We start from the raw sequence: 15,424 nt of genomic DNA, 5'->3' as shown, positions 1-15,424 counted from the left end.
TTTCATGGCCGGATGGGCCCGGAGGAGCTGACCGAGCTGGTGGCCATCGCGCGCCGTCACCACGTCGACGGCGTCTCGCGCATCGACATCGCCGCCGAGCGCGGGCTGTCCCGGTTCAAGGTGGGCCGCATCCTGCAGGCCGCGCGCGAGGCGGGCATCGTGCGCGTCGAGGTCCGCGCCCCTGCGGGCATCGACTTCGAGCTGTCCGAGGAGCTGCGCACCCGCTACGGGCTGCGCCGGGCCCTGGCCGTCCAGACCGCCGACGAGACGCGGGTGCGCGAACCCCTCGGGCAGGTCGCCGGTGACCTGCTGCGCGAGATCGTGACCGCCGACGACGTGCTGGGCATCGACTGCGGCCGCACGCTGCGGGAGATGACCGGGCACCTGGCCGGCATCGCCGGCTGCGACGTCGTGCAGATCACCGGCATGGGCGGGCAGCTGGGCGACACCGCCACCGACATCACCCGCGTCGTGAGCGAGGCCAGCGGCGGGCGGGTCTTCTCGCTGTTCGCGCCCATCGTCGTCGCCGACGCGCGCACCGCCGAGGCCATGCGCACCCACCGCGCCTTCCGCCCGACCTTCGCGGCCTACGCGCGGGTGACCAAGGCGGTCGTCGCCATCGGCGCCTGGTCCCAGGAGCTCTCGCAGATCCCGGCGCTCATCGGCGAGGAGGAGTTCGCGCGGCTGGCCGCGACCGGCGTCGTGGCCGAGACCGGCGCTCTCCTGGTGGACGCCGAGGGCCGTCGGATCCTGGGGCTCGACGCGCGCCGGGTGGCGATCACCGAGTCCCAGCTGCGCGCCGTGCCCGACGTGATCGGCGTGGGGGGCGGGCGGGGGAAGACGACCGCCGTGCACGCGCTGCTGCGGGCGGGTCTGCTGAACTCCCTCGTGACCGACGTGCACCTGGCCCGGCGGCTGCTGCGCCGCGCGCCCTGAGACCGTGACCTACCGGGTGGCGGTCAGCGCCTCGGCCACGACCCGCACGGCGCCGGGGAACCGCTCGGGGTCGGGCCCGGAGTAGTTCAGCCGGACGAACGCCCCGGACGGTTCGGCGGGGAACCACTCGGCGCCGTCGGCGATGACGACGCCGCGCACCTCGCAGGCGCGCACCAGCGCCGCGGTGTCCGTCCCGTCGGGCAGGCGCAACCACAGGTTCAGGCCCCCGGCGGGCACCCGGTCCAGGACGGCCGCCGGCAGGTGCTCGCGCACGGCGGCCACCAGCAGGTCGCGCCGGGCCCGCAGCTGGGTCCGGGTGCGGCGCAGGTGCGCCCGCCAGGCGGGCTGGCTCACGACGTCGAGCGCCGCGGCCTGCAGCAGACCGCTGACGTACATCGTCTCCGCGGCCCGGTCGGCGCCGATCCGCTCGCGCACGGGGCCGCGCGCGACGATCGCCGCGACCCGCAGGGCCGGCGACACGCTCTTGGTCAGGGACCGCAGGTGCACGACGTGCCCGGCGTCGTCGTGGGCGGCCAGCGGGTGCGGGTCGGTGTCGATCGCCAGGTCGTGCGCCCAGTCGTCCTCGACGCAGAACGCCTGGTGGCGCCGGACGACGTCGAGGACGGCCTGCCCCAGCTCGGGCGTCCACTGCGTCCCGGTGGGGTTGGCGTACGTCGGCTGGGCGTAGAACGCGCGGGCCCCGGTGCTGCGGAACGCCTGGTCGAGGGCGTCGGGGTCCGGGCCGTCGGCACCCACCGGCACGGGGACGAGTTCCACCCCCACCTGGGCCGCGGCCAGGATCGCCCCCCAGTACGTCGGGGACTCCACCAGCAGCGGCCGGCCCGGGCCGACGACGGCGCGGAACACGGAGCTGAGCGCGCTCTGGCTGCCCGGGACGACGAGCACGTCGCGCGCCCCCGGCGGCTGGACGCCGGGCGGGGTGTGCCGGGCGAGTTCGCCCGCGAACCAGGCCTGCAGACCCGGCTCGCCGCCGGCGGGGGAGCGGGACACCGCGGCCGCGCCGCGGGTCGCGCGGGCCAGCGCCGCGCGCACGAGGCGTTCGGGCAGCAGTTCGGGGGCGGGGTAGCCGGAGTGCAGGGCGACCGCGTCGGGGTTCACGGCCCGCTGGGCGGATGCCGTGCCCAGCGGGGTGCTGCGCGAACCCAGCGTGGCGCTCTGCCAGGAGTGGTCGACGAGGCGGGGGGTGCGCTCGGCGCGCACGAACGTCCCCACGCCGGGACGGCTCTCGACGAGCCCCAGGGTCGTCAGGGTGCGTACCGCCTTCTGCACCGTCACCGGGCTGGCGGCGTGCCGGGCGCACAGGGCCCGGTTGGAGGGCACCCGGGTGCCGGCGGGCACGGTGGCGATCCACGCTCGCAGGCTCGCGACGATGCGGTCGCTGCTACCCTCGTCCATGGCTAGCAACAGTAGCGTTACTCACCAGGGTGCCCCGGTGTTACCGGGTGCCCCGGTGTCACCGGCCGGCCGCGCCGGGCTCGGGTGGGGTCTGCTCGGCGTCCTCGCCTTCTCGTTCACCGTGGTCCTGACCCGGGTGGCCGTGGTCGGGCTGTCCCCGCTGTTCATCGGGGCGGGCCGGGCCGTGGTGGCCGCGCTGCTGGCCGCCGTCGCCCTGCGCCTGACCCGCCAGCGCCGGCCGACCCGGGCCCAGCTCGTGCGCCTGGGCGTGGTCGCCGCCGGGATCGTCCTGGGTTTCCCGCTGCTGACGTCGTACGCGCTGCGCACCGTGCCCGCCGCGCACGGCGCCGTCGTCATCGCGGTCCTGCCCGCCGCCACCGCGCTCGCCGCCGTCCTGCGCACGGGGGAACGCCCCGGCCGGCGGTTCTGGGGGTTCGCCGCGGCCGGAGCCGTCGCCGCCGTCGGGTTCGCCACCACCGGGCCCTCGGGGTTCGGCGACGTCCGCGGCAGCGACCTGCTGCTCGTCGGCGCCGTCGTCGCGGCCGCCGTCGGGTACGCCGAGGGTGGTCTGCTCGCCCGCGAACTCGGTGCGTGGCAGACGGTCTCGTGGGCCCTGGTGGTGGCGCTGCCCGTGGTGCTCGCGCTGAGCGCCGTCTCGGCCGCCGCCGAACCCCCGCACGCCAGCGCCGGGCAGTGGCTGGCGTTCGGCTACCTGGCGGTCGTGAGCATGTACCTGGGGTTCTTCGCCTGGTACCGAGGCCTGGCGATCGGGCCGATGGCCCGCGTCAGCCAGGTGCAGCTCGTGCAACCCGTCCTGACGATCGCCTGGGCCCTGCTGTTCCTGCGCGAACCGCTGTCGTGGTCCGTCGTCGTCGGCGCCCTCGTCGTCGTCGGCTGCGCCGCCCTCACCGTCCGGAACCGCTCCGGGCAGAACCAGAACCAGAACCGGAACCCGGAGGAGAACCGCTGATGCTGCGCTCACCCCACTACCGCCTCGACGATGTGACCGAGGTGCGCCGGCTCGTCGCCGGGCACCCGTGGGCGACGTTCGTCTCCGCGACGTCGCAGGGCCTGGTGGCCTCGCACTACCCCGTCGTCCTGGACCCGGCCGACCCCGACGGGCTCACCCTCGTCAGCCACTTCGGGCGGCCCGACGACGAGTACCACGAGCTCGGGCGGCACGAGGTCCTCGTCGTCGTGGCCGGGGCCCACGACTACGTCTCCCCGAGCTGGTACCCGGCCGGGGAACTCGTCCCGACCTGGAACCACGTCACGGCCCACCTGTACGGGACCCCCGAGGTCCTGGACGAGGAGGAGAACTACCGGATGCTGTGCCACCTCACGGACCACTTCGAACGCGGCCGCGAGGGAGGCCGGTCCCTGCTGGAGGACGAGGAGGGGACCCGGCGCACCGCCCGCGGCACGCGGGGTCTGCGGCTGCGCGTCACCCGGTTCGAGGCGCGCTGGAAGCTGAGCCAGACGAAACCCGCCACGACCGTCGCGAACGTCGTGCGCGAGCTCGAACCGGTGAACCCCGACCTGGCCGCGGAGATGCGGGCCGTCCACCCGGGGTGCCCGGTCCGGGGCTGAGCGCGGGGGCTGGTGCGCAGGACGGGCGGGTGGGACCGTGGGCGCAGCGACGCCGAGGACCGAGGACGAGGAGGTGTCCGTGACCGACAGCCCCGACCCCAGGGCCCGCTGGCGCGAGCTGCCCGAACCCGTGCGGCTGGAGGACACCGTCGAGAGCCGCGACCCCGACCCCTTGCCACCGTTCGGCCCGGCGCAGGACCCGAACCGGCAGGCCGCGCTGCGGTTCGTCCCGGGGCTCTGAGCGGGCGGGCGCGGCGGGCGGGGAGGATGGGGCGGTGAGCACCCGTACCCGCGTCCGCGCCCCGCACCTGACCGGCCGCCGCTGGCTCAACACCGCCGGGGACGTGTCCCTGGCCGACCTGCGCGGCAAGGTCGTCCTGCTCGACTTCTGGACGAGCTGCTGCGTCAACTGCCTGCACGTCCTGGACGAGCTGCGGCCCCTGGAGGAGAAGTTCGCCGACGTCCTCGTGACGATCGGGGTGCACTCGCCGAAGTTCGCGCACGAGGCCGAACCGGCCACCCTCGACGCGGCCGTGGACCGCTACGGCGTGCACCACCCCGTCCTGGACGACCCCGAGCTCGCGACGTGGCAGGCGTACGCCGCCCGGGCCTGGCCCACCCTCGTCGTGATCGACCCGCAGGGGTACGTCGTGGCGTCCATGTCGGGGGAGGGGCACGCCCACGGCCTGGACGTGCTCGTGTCCGAACTCGTCGCCGAGCACGATACGAAGGGCACGCTGCACCGCGGCAGCGGCCCCTACGTGCCCGCGCCGGCGGCCGGTTCGGCGCTGCGGTTCCCGGCCCGGGCGGTCCGCCTGCCCGACGGCGGGGTGCTCGTCGCGGACACCGCCCACCACCAGGTCGTCGAGCTGGACCCGGACCTGGAGACCGAACGTCGCCGGTTCGGGACGGGTGAGCGGGGTCTCACCCCCGTCACCTTCGCCGAACCCCAGGGCCTGGCGCTGCTGCCGGCCGAGGTCGCCGCGCGCGTCGGGTACGACGTCGTCGTGGCCGACAGCGTCAACCACGCGCTGCGCGGCATCACCCTCGCCGACGGCACCGTGCGCACCGTCGCCGGGACGGGGAACCAGCTGCGCCGCCGCGAGGGCGGCGGTGCGGCGCTGGAGCAGGACCTGTCGACGCCGTGGGACGTGGCGTGGTTCGACGGGCAGGTCGTCGTGGCGATGGCGGGCGTGCACCAGCTGTGGGCGTTCGACCCCGTCGACGGCGTCGTGCGGGTCCTGGCCGGCACGACGGCCGAGGGCATCAAGGACGGCGCGGCCGAGCAGGCGTGGTTCGCGCAGACGTCCGGGTTCGCGGTCGGCGAGGACGACGGGGCCGAGGTGCTCTGGTTCGTCGACGCCGAGACCTCGGCGCTGCGGTCGTTGCGCCGCACGGGAACCCCCGACCGCTCCGTGCCCGAGGTGCACGACGAGCGGCTGGCCAACGTCGAACCCGTCGCGGGGGGCGGGTACGAGGTGCGCACTCACGTCGGGCAGGGGCTGTTCGACTTCGGGTTCCGCGACGGCCCGGCGGACCGGGCGCTGCTGCAGCACCCGCTGGGCCTGGCCGTCGCACCCGACGGATCGGTCCTGGTGGCCGACACGTACAACGGCGCCGTGCGGCGCTTCGACCCCGCCACGGGTGAGGTGTCCACGGTGCTGCGCGACCTCGCCGAACCCTCCGACGTCCTCCTCGACGGGGACACCCTCGTCGTCGTGGAGAGCGCGGCCCACCGGCTCACCCGCGAACTCGTCCCCGCCGCCCTGCGCGTGGACGCCGGTGCGCACCGGGTGCAGCGGCCGCCGACGGACCTGGCCCCCGGGACCGTGGAGCTCGCCGTGGGGTTCACCCCGCCGACGGGGCAGAAGCTCGACGACCGCTGGGGGGACCCGACGCGGCTCGTCGTGGCCGCCACGCCGCCGGAACTCCTCGCGGAGGGTTCGGGCTCGGCCGAGGGCCTGACGCGCACCCTGCGGTTCGCCGCGGGTTTCGACGGCGGGGTGCTGCACGTCAGCGTCCAGGCCGCGGCGTGCGACGGCGACCCGGTGACCGGCGAGGTCCCCGAGTTCGCCGCCTGCCACCTCTACCAGCAGGACTGGGGCATCCCCGTGCGGCTGGTGGAGGGTGCCCCCGCCGAGCTGCCGCTGGACCTGCGCGGGGTCTGAGGGTCGCGTCGACGGTCCGGACCCCCGGGGGCGGCCCGGTCGCCCGGCGGGGGCGGTCCGGCGGTCGGCCGCGGGGCCTGCGCCATCATGGCGCGGTGAGCCCAGCGGGAGGTCGACGACGTGTCGAGGCGTGAGGACATCGTGCGGGCCAGCGCCCAGGCGATCGCGGACCACGGCGTCCGCGGGCTGCGGGTCAGCGACGTCGCGGCCCGCGTCGGGGTGGCGACGAGCCTCATCTACTACCACTTCAAGGACCGCGACGCCCTCGTCGCGGCGGCCCTGGACCACGTGACGCAGCGGGCGCTGGAGTTCCGGCGCCGGCCGGGGGCCCAGCCGGCCCGGACGCTGGACCGCCTCGTGGAGCAGTTCGCGGCCGAGTTCGTCGACGAGCCCGACGTCGTCGACAACGCGCGGGCCTGGAACGAGCTGCGGGCCAGCGCCGTCCACGAACCGGGTCTGCGCGCGGCGATGACGGCGGCCTCGCTGGCGTGGACGCAGGACATCGCCGACGGGGTGCGCGACGCGCACGCGGCGGGCAACGTGGCCGCCGACGTCGACCCCTGGGACGCGGCCGTGCAGATCGCGGTGTTCATGGAGGGCCTGGACAGCCGCTGGCTGACCGGCGAGCTCACGACGCCGGAGGTGGTGCGCCTGCTGACGGACCTCGCGGTGCGGTTGCTGCGACCCGTGGATCCTGACTGATTTTTCAGTCTAGACTCCGCGGCACCCCCGACGATCGGAGCTGACGTGCCGGACACCGCCGACGGCGCCCTGTTCGACTTCTTCACCGCCCCCGCCCTGCCCGCCCCCGACGTGCCCGCCGACGAGCTCACCGGCCTCGTCGCCCGCGAGTTCGGGCTGCGGGTGCGGCTGCGGTCCCTGGGTAGCCAGCAGGACCAGAACTTCACGGCCCACGACCTCGACGACGACGAACCCGTGGCCGTGCTCAAGATCAGCAACCCGGCCTTCAGCGCCGCCGAGATCGACCTGCAGGACCGGGTGGCCGCGCTCCTGGCCCGGGAGCTGCCCGACCTGCGCGTCGGGCACGTCCTGCGCCGCGACGGCCGCGACCTGGCCGGCTGGTTCGACACCTCCCGCGGCCGCCTGCACCTGCGTCTGCTCACCGTCGTCCACGGCCGGACCCTCCACGGTTCGGGGTACCTGGCGCCGGCCGTCGTGGAACGCCTGGGGTCGCTGGCCGCGGCGGTCAGCGGGGCCCTGGAGCACGTCGAGGACCCCGCGGGGGAACGGGTCCTGCAGTGGGACCTGCAGCACGCCCGCCGCGTCGTCGAACTGCTGGCCCCCCGCGAACCCGACCCCGCCGTCCGCGAGCGCGTCCTGACCGCCACGGCGTCGGCGCTCGCGGTCCTGGAACCCCTCGCCGAGCGGCTGCCCGCGCAGCTGGGGCACTTCGACCTCACCGACGACAACGTCGTCGTCGCGCCCGGCGGCCGCCTGCCCGACGGGATCGTCGACTTCGGCGACGTCCTGCGCTCCTGGCGGGTGGGGGAGCTGGCCGTGACGATCTCCTCCGTCCTGCACCATGCCGGAGCCGACGCGCGCACCACCCTGCCCGCGGTGCGCGCCTTCGACGCCGTGCGGTCGCTGACCGAGGAGGAGGTCGAGGCGCTGTGGCCGCTGGTGGTCCTGCGCGGGGCGGTCCTCGTCCTGTCCGGGCGCGACCAGGCCGTCCTGGACCCCACCAACGCCTACGCCCAGGACGGCCTGGACCGGGAGTGGCGCATCCTGGAGCAGGCCGTGGAGCTGCCGCTGCCGGTGGTCACCGCGCTGGTCCGGAACGCGCTGGGCCGCTCCCGCCCCGCCCCCGCCCCGCTCACCGGCACGCTGCTGCCGGCCGGCACCAGGGTCGACGTGCTGGACGCCGGGACCCGCTCACCGCTGAACGACCTCGGCGCCTGGACCGACCCCGGCACGCTGGAGCGCGAGGCCCGGCGCCGGCTGCGGGCGGGGACCGCCGACGTCGTCGTCCTGCCGCACGCGGTGCCCGTCCTCACCGGCTCGCCCACCCTGAGCACCGAGGAACCCGCCACGGTCCCCACCGGGGTCACGCTCTGGGCCGGGGAGCCGTTCACGGCCCCCGCCCCGTTCGCGGGCGGGGTCCGCCCCGTCGACGGCGGCGTGGAGCTCACCGGCGCCGAGGGGGTCCTGCGCCTGTCCGCGCCCGGGCTCGGTGCCGTCGAGGGGGCGGCCCGCGCCGAGCCCGGCCGGCCCTTCGCCACCGTCCCCGCCGGCCGGGCCGTCCACGTCCAGGTCGTGCGTGACCCCGCCCTGGTCGTCCCCGCCCGCGTGCGGGCCGGGCACGCCCCCGGCTGGCTCGCGCAGGTCCACGACCCCGCGCCGCTGCTCGGGCTGGTCCCGGCGGCGCCGCCCACGTCCGCGGCCGAGGTGCTGGCCCGGCGCGGGCGGGTCCTGGCCGAGGTGCAGGAGCACTACTACGCCGAGCCCCCGCAGGTCGAGCGCGGCTGGCGCGAGCACCTCGCCGACGTCGACGGCCGGGTGTACCTGGACGTGGTCAACAACGTCACCTCGGTCGGGCACGCGCACCCGCGGATCGAGCAGGCCGCCCACCGGCAGCTGCGGCTGCTCAACACGAACTCCCGGTTCCACTACGCGGCCGTCGCCGAGTTCGCCGAGAAGATCGCCGCGACCCTGCCCGACGAGCTCGACACCGTGTTCCTCGTGAACTCCGGGTCCGAGGCCGTCGACCTCGCGCTGCGCATCGCGATGGCGGCCACCGGCCGCCGGCACGTCGTGGCGATGCGCGAGGCGTACCACGGCTGGACGTTCGCCAGCGACGCCGTCTCCACGTCGATCGCGGACAACCCGAACGCGCTCGCCACCCGGCCCGACTGGGTCCACACGGTCGACGCGGCGAACTCCTACCGGGGCCGGCACCGCGGCGAGGACGCCCACCGGTACGCCCCCGAGGCCGTCGCGACGATCCGCGACCTCGCCTCCCGCGTCGACCTGGCCGGTTTCGTCGCCGAGACGTACTTCGGCAACGCCGGGGGGGTCGCGCTGCCGCCGGGGTACCTGCGGGAGGTCTACGCCGCGGTCCGCGAGGCCGGGGGCCTGGCCGTCGCCGACGAGGTGCAGGTCGGCTACGGCCGGCTCGGGCACTGGTTCTGGGGTTTCCAGCAGCAGGGCGTCGTGCCCGACGTCGTGGCCGTGGCCAAGTCGGTGGGCAACGGGTTCCCCCTCGGCGCCGTCGTGACCCGCCGCGAGGTCGCCGACCGGTACCGCACCCAGGGGTACTTCTTCTCCTCCACCGGCGGCAGCCCGCTGTCCAGCGTGGTCGGCTCGACCGTCCTGGACGTCATCGCCGACGAACGCCTGCAGGAGAACGCCGCCGTCGTCGGGGGGCACCTGGAGCAGCGACTGACCGGGCTCGCCGGGAAGCACGAGCTGATCGGCGCCGTGCACGGCGACGGGCTGTACCTGGGGGTGGAGTTCGTCCGGGACCGGGGAACGCTGGAACCGGCCACCGCCGAGACCGCCGCGATCTGCGACCGGCTGCTGGAGCTGGGGGTCGTGGTGCAGCCGACGGGCGACCACCAGAACGTGCTGAAGGTCAAACCCCCGCTGTGCATCGCCCGGGAGTCGGTCGACTTCTTCGTCGACGCTCTCGACCGGGTCCTCGTCGAGGGCTGGTGAACGCACCGGGCCGAGGACCGCGCAGGTCCCCGGCCCGGGAGCGGTTCAGTTCGCGCGGTTCGCCAGGTAGTAGCGGATCAGCGCACCGGTCGAGGGGTCCTGCGCCTCGAGGGCGGCGGTGTCACCGGTCAGGGCCGGCGCGATCTCCAGCGCCAGCTTCTTGCCCAGTTCCACGCCCCACTGGTCGAAGCTGTCGATGCCCCAGACCGCGCCCTCGACGAACGTGGTGTGCTCGTACAGCGCGATGAGCTGACCGAGGACCGACGGCGTCAGCGACGGCGCGAGGATCGACGTCGTCGGCCGGTTGCCGGAGAACACGCGGGCGGGCACGACGTCCTCGGCCGTGCCCTCGGCGCGCACCTCCTGGGCGGACTTGCCGAACGCCAGCGCCTTGGTCTGGGCGAAGAAGTTCGCCATGAACAGGGCGTGCACGTCCGCGTCGCCGTCGACCAGCGCGTGCGTCGGGGTGGCGAAGGCGATGAAGTCGGCCGGGATGACCCGGGTGCCCTGGTGGATCAGCTGGTAGAAGGCGTGCTGGCCGTTGGTCCCGGGCTCGCCCCAGAACACCTCGCCCGTGTCGGTCGTGACCGGCTCGCCGTCGTAGCGCACCGACTTGCCGTTGGACTCCATGGTCAGCTGCTGCAGGTAGGCGGCGAACCGGTGCAGGTACTGCGAGTAGGGCAGCACCGCGTGGGTGTGGGCGCCGAGGAAGTTCACGTTCCACACGTTGAGCAGCCCCATGAGCAGCGGGACGTTCTGCTCGGGTGCCGTGGTGCGGAAGTGCTCGTCGACGGCGTGGAACCCGGCGAGGAACGCGCGGAAGTGCTCCGGGCCGATCGCGACGGCCAGCGAGGTGCCGATCGCGGAGTCGACCGAGTACCGCCCGCCCACCCAGTCCCAGAACCCGAAGGCGTTGGCCGGGTCGATGCCGAACGCGGCGACCTTGTCCAGCGCCGTGGACACCGCGACGAAGTGCTTGGCGACGGCGTCCTTGCGGGCCGCGTCGTCGTCGGCCAGCACGCCCGCCGCGGACAGCCCCGCCCACAGCCACGCGCGGGACAGCCGCGCGTTGGTCAGGGTCTCCAGGGTCCCGAACGTCTTGGAGGCGACGATGAACAGCGTCGTCTCGGGGTCGAGGTCCTTCGTCGTCTCGGCGACGTCGGTCGGGTCGATGTTGGAGACGAACCGGCACTCCAGGCCGGCCTGCGCGTACGGCTTGAGCGCCTCGTAGGCCATGACCGGCCCGAGGTCGGAGCCGCCGATGCCGATGTTCACGACGTGCGTGATGCGCTTGCCCGTCACGCCCTCCCACTCGCCGCTGCGCACGGCGTCGGCGAAGGCGAAGACCTTGCCCAGCTCGGCCTGCACGTCGGCGTCGACGTCCTGGCCGTCGACCACCAGGGCGGGGGAGGCCCCCGCGGGGCGGCGCAGCGCGGTGTGCAGGACGGCGCGGTCCTCGGTGACGTTGATGTGCTCACCGGCGAACATGGCGTCGCGCCGGGCCAGGACCCCGGTCTGCTCGGCCAGCTCCAGCAGCAGCGAGACGGTCTCGGGGGTCACGAGGTTCTTCGACAGGTCGACGAACAGGTCGGCCGCGGTGAAGCTCAGCTGCTCCGCGCGCTGCGGGTCGGCGGCGAACCAGCCGGCCAGGTCGGGCGTGGTCGCGGCCTGGTGCGCGCCCAGCTGCGCCCACGCGGGGGTGGTGGTGGGATCGACGGGTCCGGTGCTCATGGGGGTGACGCTAGCCAGCCCGCGTTCGGGACGCCTCACCGGCTGCTGGCACAGTGTCTGCGTGCAGCGGTGGGAAGACCTGTCAGACGTCGGACCCGGGTTCGGCCCCTCGGTCGTCACCATCGGCAACTTCGACGGGGTCCACCGCGGTCACGCGGCCGTGCTCGCCCAGGTCGTGGGCCTGGCCCGCTCCCGGGGGCTGGCCAGCGTCGCGGTGACCTTCGACCCGCACCCGCTGCAGGTCCTGCACCCCGAGCGCGCGCCCGGCCTGCTGACGGGCCTGGAGCACCGCCTCGACCTGCTGGCGGCCACGGGGCTGGACGCCGTGCTCGTCATGCCCTTCACGCCCGAGCTCGCGGGCTGGAGCCCGCAGCGGTTCGTCGAGGACGTGTTCGTGCGCGCGCTGCGGGCCCGCGTGGTGGTCGTCGGGCACGACGTGCGCTTCGGTCGCGCCAACTCCGGGGACCTGGCGACCATGCAGGAGCTCGGCGCCCGCTCGGGGTTCGAGGTCGAGGTGCTCGACGACCTGGGCGACTCCGGACGGGCGCAGCGCTGGAGCTCCACCGCCGTGCGCGAGGCGCTGGCCGCCGGGGAGGTGGGCCGGGCGGCCGAGGTGCTCGGGCACCCCCACCGCGTCACCTCCACCGTCGTGCACGGCGACCACCGCGGCCGCGAGCTCGGCTACCCCACGGCCAACCTGGACACCGAGCACGCCGAGGGGCTCGTGCCCGCCGACGGGGTGTACGCCGGCTGGCTCACCCGCGCCTCGGGGGAGCGGCTGCCCGCCGCCGTGTCCATCGGCACCAACCCCACCTTCGACGGGGTGCGCCGCCAGCTCGAGGCGTTCTGCCTGGACCAGGAGGGGCGCGAGGGCGGCCTGGACCTGTACGGCGAGCGGGTCGACCTCGACTTCGTCGCCCACCTGCGCTCCACGCAGCGCTTCGACGGCGTGGAGGCCCTCGTGCAGCAGATGGAGCGCGACGTCGCCACCTGCCGGCGGATCCTGCTGGGCCGCAGCCCCGCCTGACCGACCCCTGCCGGACGTGGGGTAGTCTGGTCGCTGCCGTTCGATCGGCCGCGGACCCAGAGCGCCCGGGTGAACCAGCCCCGAGGCACCGCGCAACGAGTGATCAGGAGAGTCGAGTGCCCCTCACCAACGACGTCAAGAGCAAGATCATCGCTGAGTACGGCACCTCCGAAGGTGACACCGGCTCGCCCGAGGTCCAGGTCGCGATGCTGACCCAGCGCATCCGCGACCTGACGGAGCACCTGAAGCAGCACCAGCACGACCACCACAGCCGTCGTGGTCTGCTCCTGCTGGTCGGTCAGCGCCGCAACCTGCTGAAGTACATGGCCAAGAAGGACATCAACCGCTACCGCTCGATCATCGAGCGTCTCGGCATCCGCCGCTGACCCCGTCGCCGACGGAGTCAGGGGCCTGACGCGGCAGGGGTGGTCCCGACACACGGGACCACCCCTGTTGCGCATTCCCGCCGCACTCGCGGCAGACTCACCCTGACGAGTCGCGACATCGCGCAGCGTCGCGCCGGTCCTCGGTAGTGGCCTCCGGAACCCCGGGAGAGATCCCCGGTCCGTGGGTCTCGATCGAAGGCCGGGGGCGCGCGGGTGTCGCACACCGCACACAACCCTGAGGAGGAACCCCTTGGAGGGTCCCGAGATCACCGCCGCCGAAGCCGTCCTCGACAACGGCTCGTTCGGCACCCGCACCGTCCGCTTCGAGACCGGCCGCCTCGCCAAGCAGGCCGCCGGTTCCGCGAGCGTCTACCTCGACGGCGAGACGTTCCTGCTGAGCGCCACCACCGCCGGGAAGTCCCCGAAGGACCAGTTCGACTTCTTCCCCCTGACGATCGACGTCGAAGAGCGCAGCTACGCCGCCGGCAAGATCCCCGGCTCGTTCTTCCGTCGCGAGGGCCGCCCCTCCACCGAGGCGATCCTGGCCTGCCGCCTGATCGACCGCCCGCTGCGCCCGAGCTTCGTCAAGGGCCTGCGCAACGAGGTCCAGGTCGTCGTGTCCATCATGGCGATCCACCCCGACGACGCCTACGACGTCGTGGCCATCAACGCCGCGTCCATGTCGACGCAGCTGTCGGGCCTGCCGTTCTCCGGCCCGGTCGGCGGCGTGCGCGTCGCCCTCATCGACGGCCAGTGGGTCGCCTTCCCGCGGTACTCCGAGATCGAGCGCGCCGTCTTCGACATGGTCGTCGCCGGCCGCGTCGTGACCGCCGCCGACGGCACCGAGGACGTCGCGATCATGATGGTCGAGGCCGAGGCGACCGAGGGTTCCTGGAACCTCATCAAGGACCAGGGCGCCACCGCCCCGACCGAGGAGGTCGTGGCGCAGGGCCTGGAGGCCGCCAAGCCGCACATCGCCAAGCTCGTCAAGGCGCAGGCCGAGGTCGCCGCCAAGGCCGCCAAGCCCACCGCCGAGTTCCCGCTGTTCCCGGACTACGCCGACGACACCTACCAGGCCGTCTTCGACGCCTCCGCGACCGAGCTGGCCGCCGCGCTGACCATCGCCGGCAAGCAGGAGCGCGAGACCCGGATCGACGAGATCAAGGACCGCGTCAAGGGCGAGCTGGCCGAGGCCTTCGCCGGGCGCGAGAAGGAGGTCTCCGCGGCCTACCGCTCGGTGCAGAAGACGCTGATCCGTCAGCGCGTCCTGAAGGACAAGGTCCGCATCGACGGCCGCGGCCTGGCCGACATCCGGACCCTGTCCGCCGAGGTCGAGGTCCTGCCCCGCGTGCACGGCTCGGCGCTGTTCGAGCGCGGCGAGACCCAGATCCTGGGCGTCACCACGCTGAACATGCTGCGCATGGAGCAGCAGCTCGACACGCTGTCCCCGGTGACGCGCAAGCGCTACATGCACAACTACAACTTCCCGCCCTACTCGACCGGCGAGACCGGCCGCGTGGGCTCGCCCAAGCGGCGCGAGATCGGGCACGGCGCCCTCGCCGAGCGCGCCCTCGTCCCGGTCCTGCCGGCCCGCGAGGAGTTCCCCTACGCGATCCGCCAGGTCTCCGAGGCGCTGGGCTCCAACGGGTCCACCTCGATGGGCTCGGTCTGCGCCTCGACGCTGTCGCTGCTCAACGCCGGCGTTCCGCTGCGCGCGCCCGTGGCCGGCATCGCCATGGGCCTGATCTCCGACACCGTGGACGGCCAGACGCAGTACGCGGCGCTGACCGACATCCTCGGCGCCGAGGACGCCTTCGGCGACATGGACTTCAAGGTCGCCGGGACCAAGGAGTTCGTCACCGCGATCCAGCTCGACACCAAGCTCGACGGGATCCCGGCCTCGGTCCTGGCCGGTGCGCTGACCCAGGCCCGCGACGCGCGCCTGTACATCCTGGACGTCATGGCCGAGGCCATCGACACCCCCGACGAGATGTCGCCCACCGCGCCGCGCATCATCACCGTCAAGGTCCCCGTGGACAAGATCGGCGAGGTCATCGGGCCCAAGGGCAAGATGATCAACCAGATCCAGGAGGACACCGGCGCCGACATCTCCATCGAGGACGACGGCACGGTGTTCATCGGGGCCGTCGACGGCCCCTCGGCGGAGGCGGCCCGCGCAGCGGTCAACGCCATCGCCAACCCGACGATGCCCGAGGTCGGCGAGCGCTACCTCGGCACCGTCGTCAAGACGACCACCTTCGGCGCGTTCGTCTCGCTGCTGCCCGGCAAGGACGGCCTGCTGCACATCTCGCAGCTGCGCAAGCTGTCCGGCGGCAAGCGCGTCGACAACGTCGAGGACGTCGTCTCGGTCGGCCAGAAGGTCCAGGTCGAGATCGCCGAGATCGACCCGCGCGGCAAGCTGTCGCTGGTCCCCGTGGTCGCGGAGGACGCCGCCGAGGGCGACGCTCCCGCGACGGAGAGCGCCGACGCCTGAC

The 15,424-nt window shown here is 74.2% G+C and carries 12 protein-coding genes; 10 read left to right on the top strand and 2 right to left on the bottom strand.

The annotated features are described in order from the left end of the window. Positions 1-12: 12 nt before the first annotated feature. Positions 13-936 (top strand): sugar-binding transcriptional regulator, encoded by a 924-nt coding sequence (locus CLV37_RS03830; protein WP_106207055.1) that lies wholly within the window; start codon positions 13-15, stop codon positions 934-936. Positions 937-945: 9 nt separating this feature from the next. On the opposite strand, the gene CLV37_RS03825 is transcribed toward CLV37_RS03830, so the two are convergent. Beyond that, entirely contained in the window at positions 946-2,352 is a 1,407-nt protein-coding gene (locus CLV37_RS03825; protein ID WP_106207053.1) for an aminotransferase-like domain-containing protein, read from the bottom strand. Between CLV37_RS03825 and CLV37_RS03820 the strand changes: the two genes are divergently transcribed. The 6 genes from CLV37_RS03820 (at position 2,351) to CLV37_RS03800 (ending at position 9,785) form a co-directional block, all read left to right on the top strand. Further along, positions 2,351-3,322 (top strand): DMT family transporter, encoded by a 972-nt coding sequence (locus tag CLV37_RS03820; protein WP_425433596.1) that lies wholly within the window; start codon positions 2,351-2,353, stop codon positions 3,320-3,322. The two genes, CLV37_RS03825 and CLV37_RS03820, sit on opposite strands and share 2 nt — an antisense overlap. Next, positions 3,322-3,942: an FMN-binding negative transcriptional regulator gene (locus CLV37_RS03815; RefSeq protein ID WP_106207049.1), complete on the top strand. Its 621-nt coding sequence runs from the start codon at positions 3,322-3,324 to the stop codon at positions 3,940-3,942. Before CLV37_RS03820 ends, CLV37_RS03815 begins: the two co-directional genes overlap by 1 nt. Before the next feature lie 79 nt (positions 3,943-4,021). Next, positions 4,022-4,183 carry a hypothetical protein gene (locus CLV37_RS27380; protein WP_170127037.1) on the top strand — a complete coding sequence of 54 codons (162 nt, stop codon included), beginning with the start codon at positions 4,022-4,024 and terminating at the stop codon, positions 4,181-4,183. A 34-nt stretch (positions 4,184-4,217) separates the two neighbouring features. Further along, complete coding sequence (locus CLV37_RS03810; RefSeq protein WP_106207047.1) at positions 4,218-6,110, top strand: NHL domain-containing thioredoxin family protein; 1,893 nt, start codon at positions 4,218-4,220, stop codon at positions 6,108-6,110. A 120-nt stretch (positions 6,111-6,230) separates the two neighbouring features. After that, positions 6,231-6,812 carry a TetR/AcrR family transcriptional regulator gene (locus tag CLV37_RS03805; RefSeq protein ID WP_106207045.1) on the top strand — a complete coding sequence of 194 codons (582 nt, stop codon included), beginning with the start codon at positions 6,231-6,233 and terminating at the stop codon, positions 6,810-6,812. A gap of 45 nt (positions 6,813-6,857) precedes the next feature. Then, entirely contained in the window at positions 6,858-9,785 is a 2,928-nt protein-coding gene (locus CLV37_RS03800) for an aminotransferase (protein WP_106207043.1), read from the top strand. 45 nt (positions 9,786-9,830) lie between these two features. Here CLV37_RS03800 and pgi read toward each other — a convergent pair whose 3' ends face one another. After that, entirely contained in the window at positions 9,831-11,516 is a 1,686-nt protein-coding gene (gene pgi, locus CLV37_RS03795; protein ID WP_106207041.1) for a glucose-6-phosphate isomerase, read from the bottom strand. 61 nt (positions 11,517-11,577) lie between these two features. On the opposite strand from pgi, the gene CLV37_RS03790 reads away from it, so the two are divergent. From CLV37_RS03790 to CLV37_RS03780, 3 genes are all read left to right on the top strand, one after another. Next, positions 11,578-12,543 (top strand): bifunctional riboflavin kinase/FAD synthetase, encoded by a 966-nt coding sequence (locus tag CLV37_RS03790; RefSeq protein ID WP_106207039.1) that lies wholly within the window; start codon positions 11,578-11,580, stop codon positions 12,541-12,543. 116 nt (positions 12,544-12,659) lie between these two features. Beyond that, entirely contained in the window at positions 12,660-12,929 is a 270-nt protein-coding gene (gene rpsO, locus CLV37_RS03785) for a 30S ribosomal protein S15 (RefSeq protein WP_106207037.1), read from the top strand. A 250-nt stretch (positions 12,930-13,179) separates the two neighbouring features. Continuing rightward, the gene (locus tag CLV37_RS03780) at positions 13,180-15,423 is read left to right on the top strand and encodes a polyribonucleotide nucleotidyltransferase (protein WP_106207035.1); all 2,244 of its coding nucleotides are present in this window, start codon (positions 13,180-13,182) and stop codon (positions 15,421-15,423) included. The last annotated feature ends 1 nt before the right edge of the window (position 15,424 follow it).

The organism is Kineococcus rhizosphaerae, assembly GCF_003002055.1.
Taxonomy (GTDB): domain Bacteria; phylum Actinomycetota; class Actinomycetes; order Actinomycetales; family Kineococcaceae; genus Kineococcus; species Kineococcus rhizosphaerae.
The sequence above is the reverse complement of the archived record's forward strand: the minus strand, read 5'-3'. Positions and strand labels throughout refer to the sequence as shown.

Excerpts from the sequence above, each read along its gene's own strand:
- CLV37_RS03815 (WP_106207049.1), top strand. The coding sequence starts at position 3,322 with ATGCTGCGCTCACCCCACTACCGCCTCGACGATGTGACCGAGGTGCGC.
- CLV37_RS03830 (WP_106207055.1), top strand. The coding sequence starts at position 13 with ATGGGCCCGGAGGAGCTGACCGAGCTGGTGGCCATCGCGCGCCGTCAC.
- CLV37_RS03820 (WP_425433596.1), top strand. The coding sequence starts at position 2,351 with ATGGCTAGCAACAGTAGCGTTACTCACCAGGGTGCCCCGGTGTTACCG.
- pgi (WP_106207041.1), bottom strand. The coding sequence starts at position 11,516 with ATGAGCACCGGACCCGTCGATCCCACCACCACCCCCGCGTGGGCGCAG.
- CLV37_RS03825 (WP_106207053.1), bottom strand. The coding sequence starts at position 2,352 with ATGGACGAGGGTAGCAGCGACCGCATCGTCGCGAGCCTGCGAGCGTGG.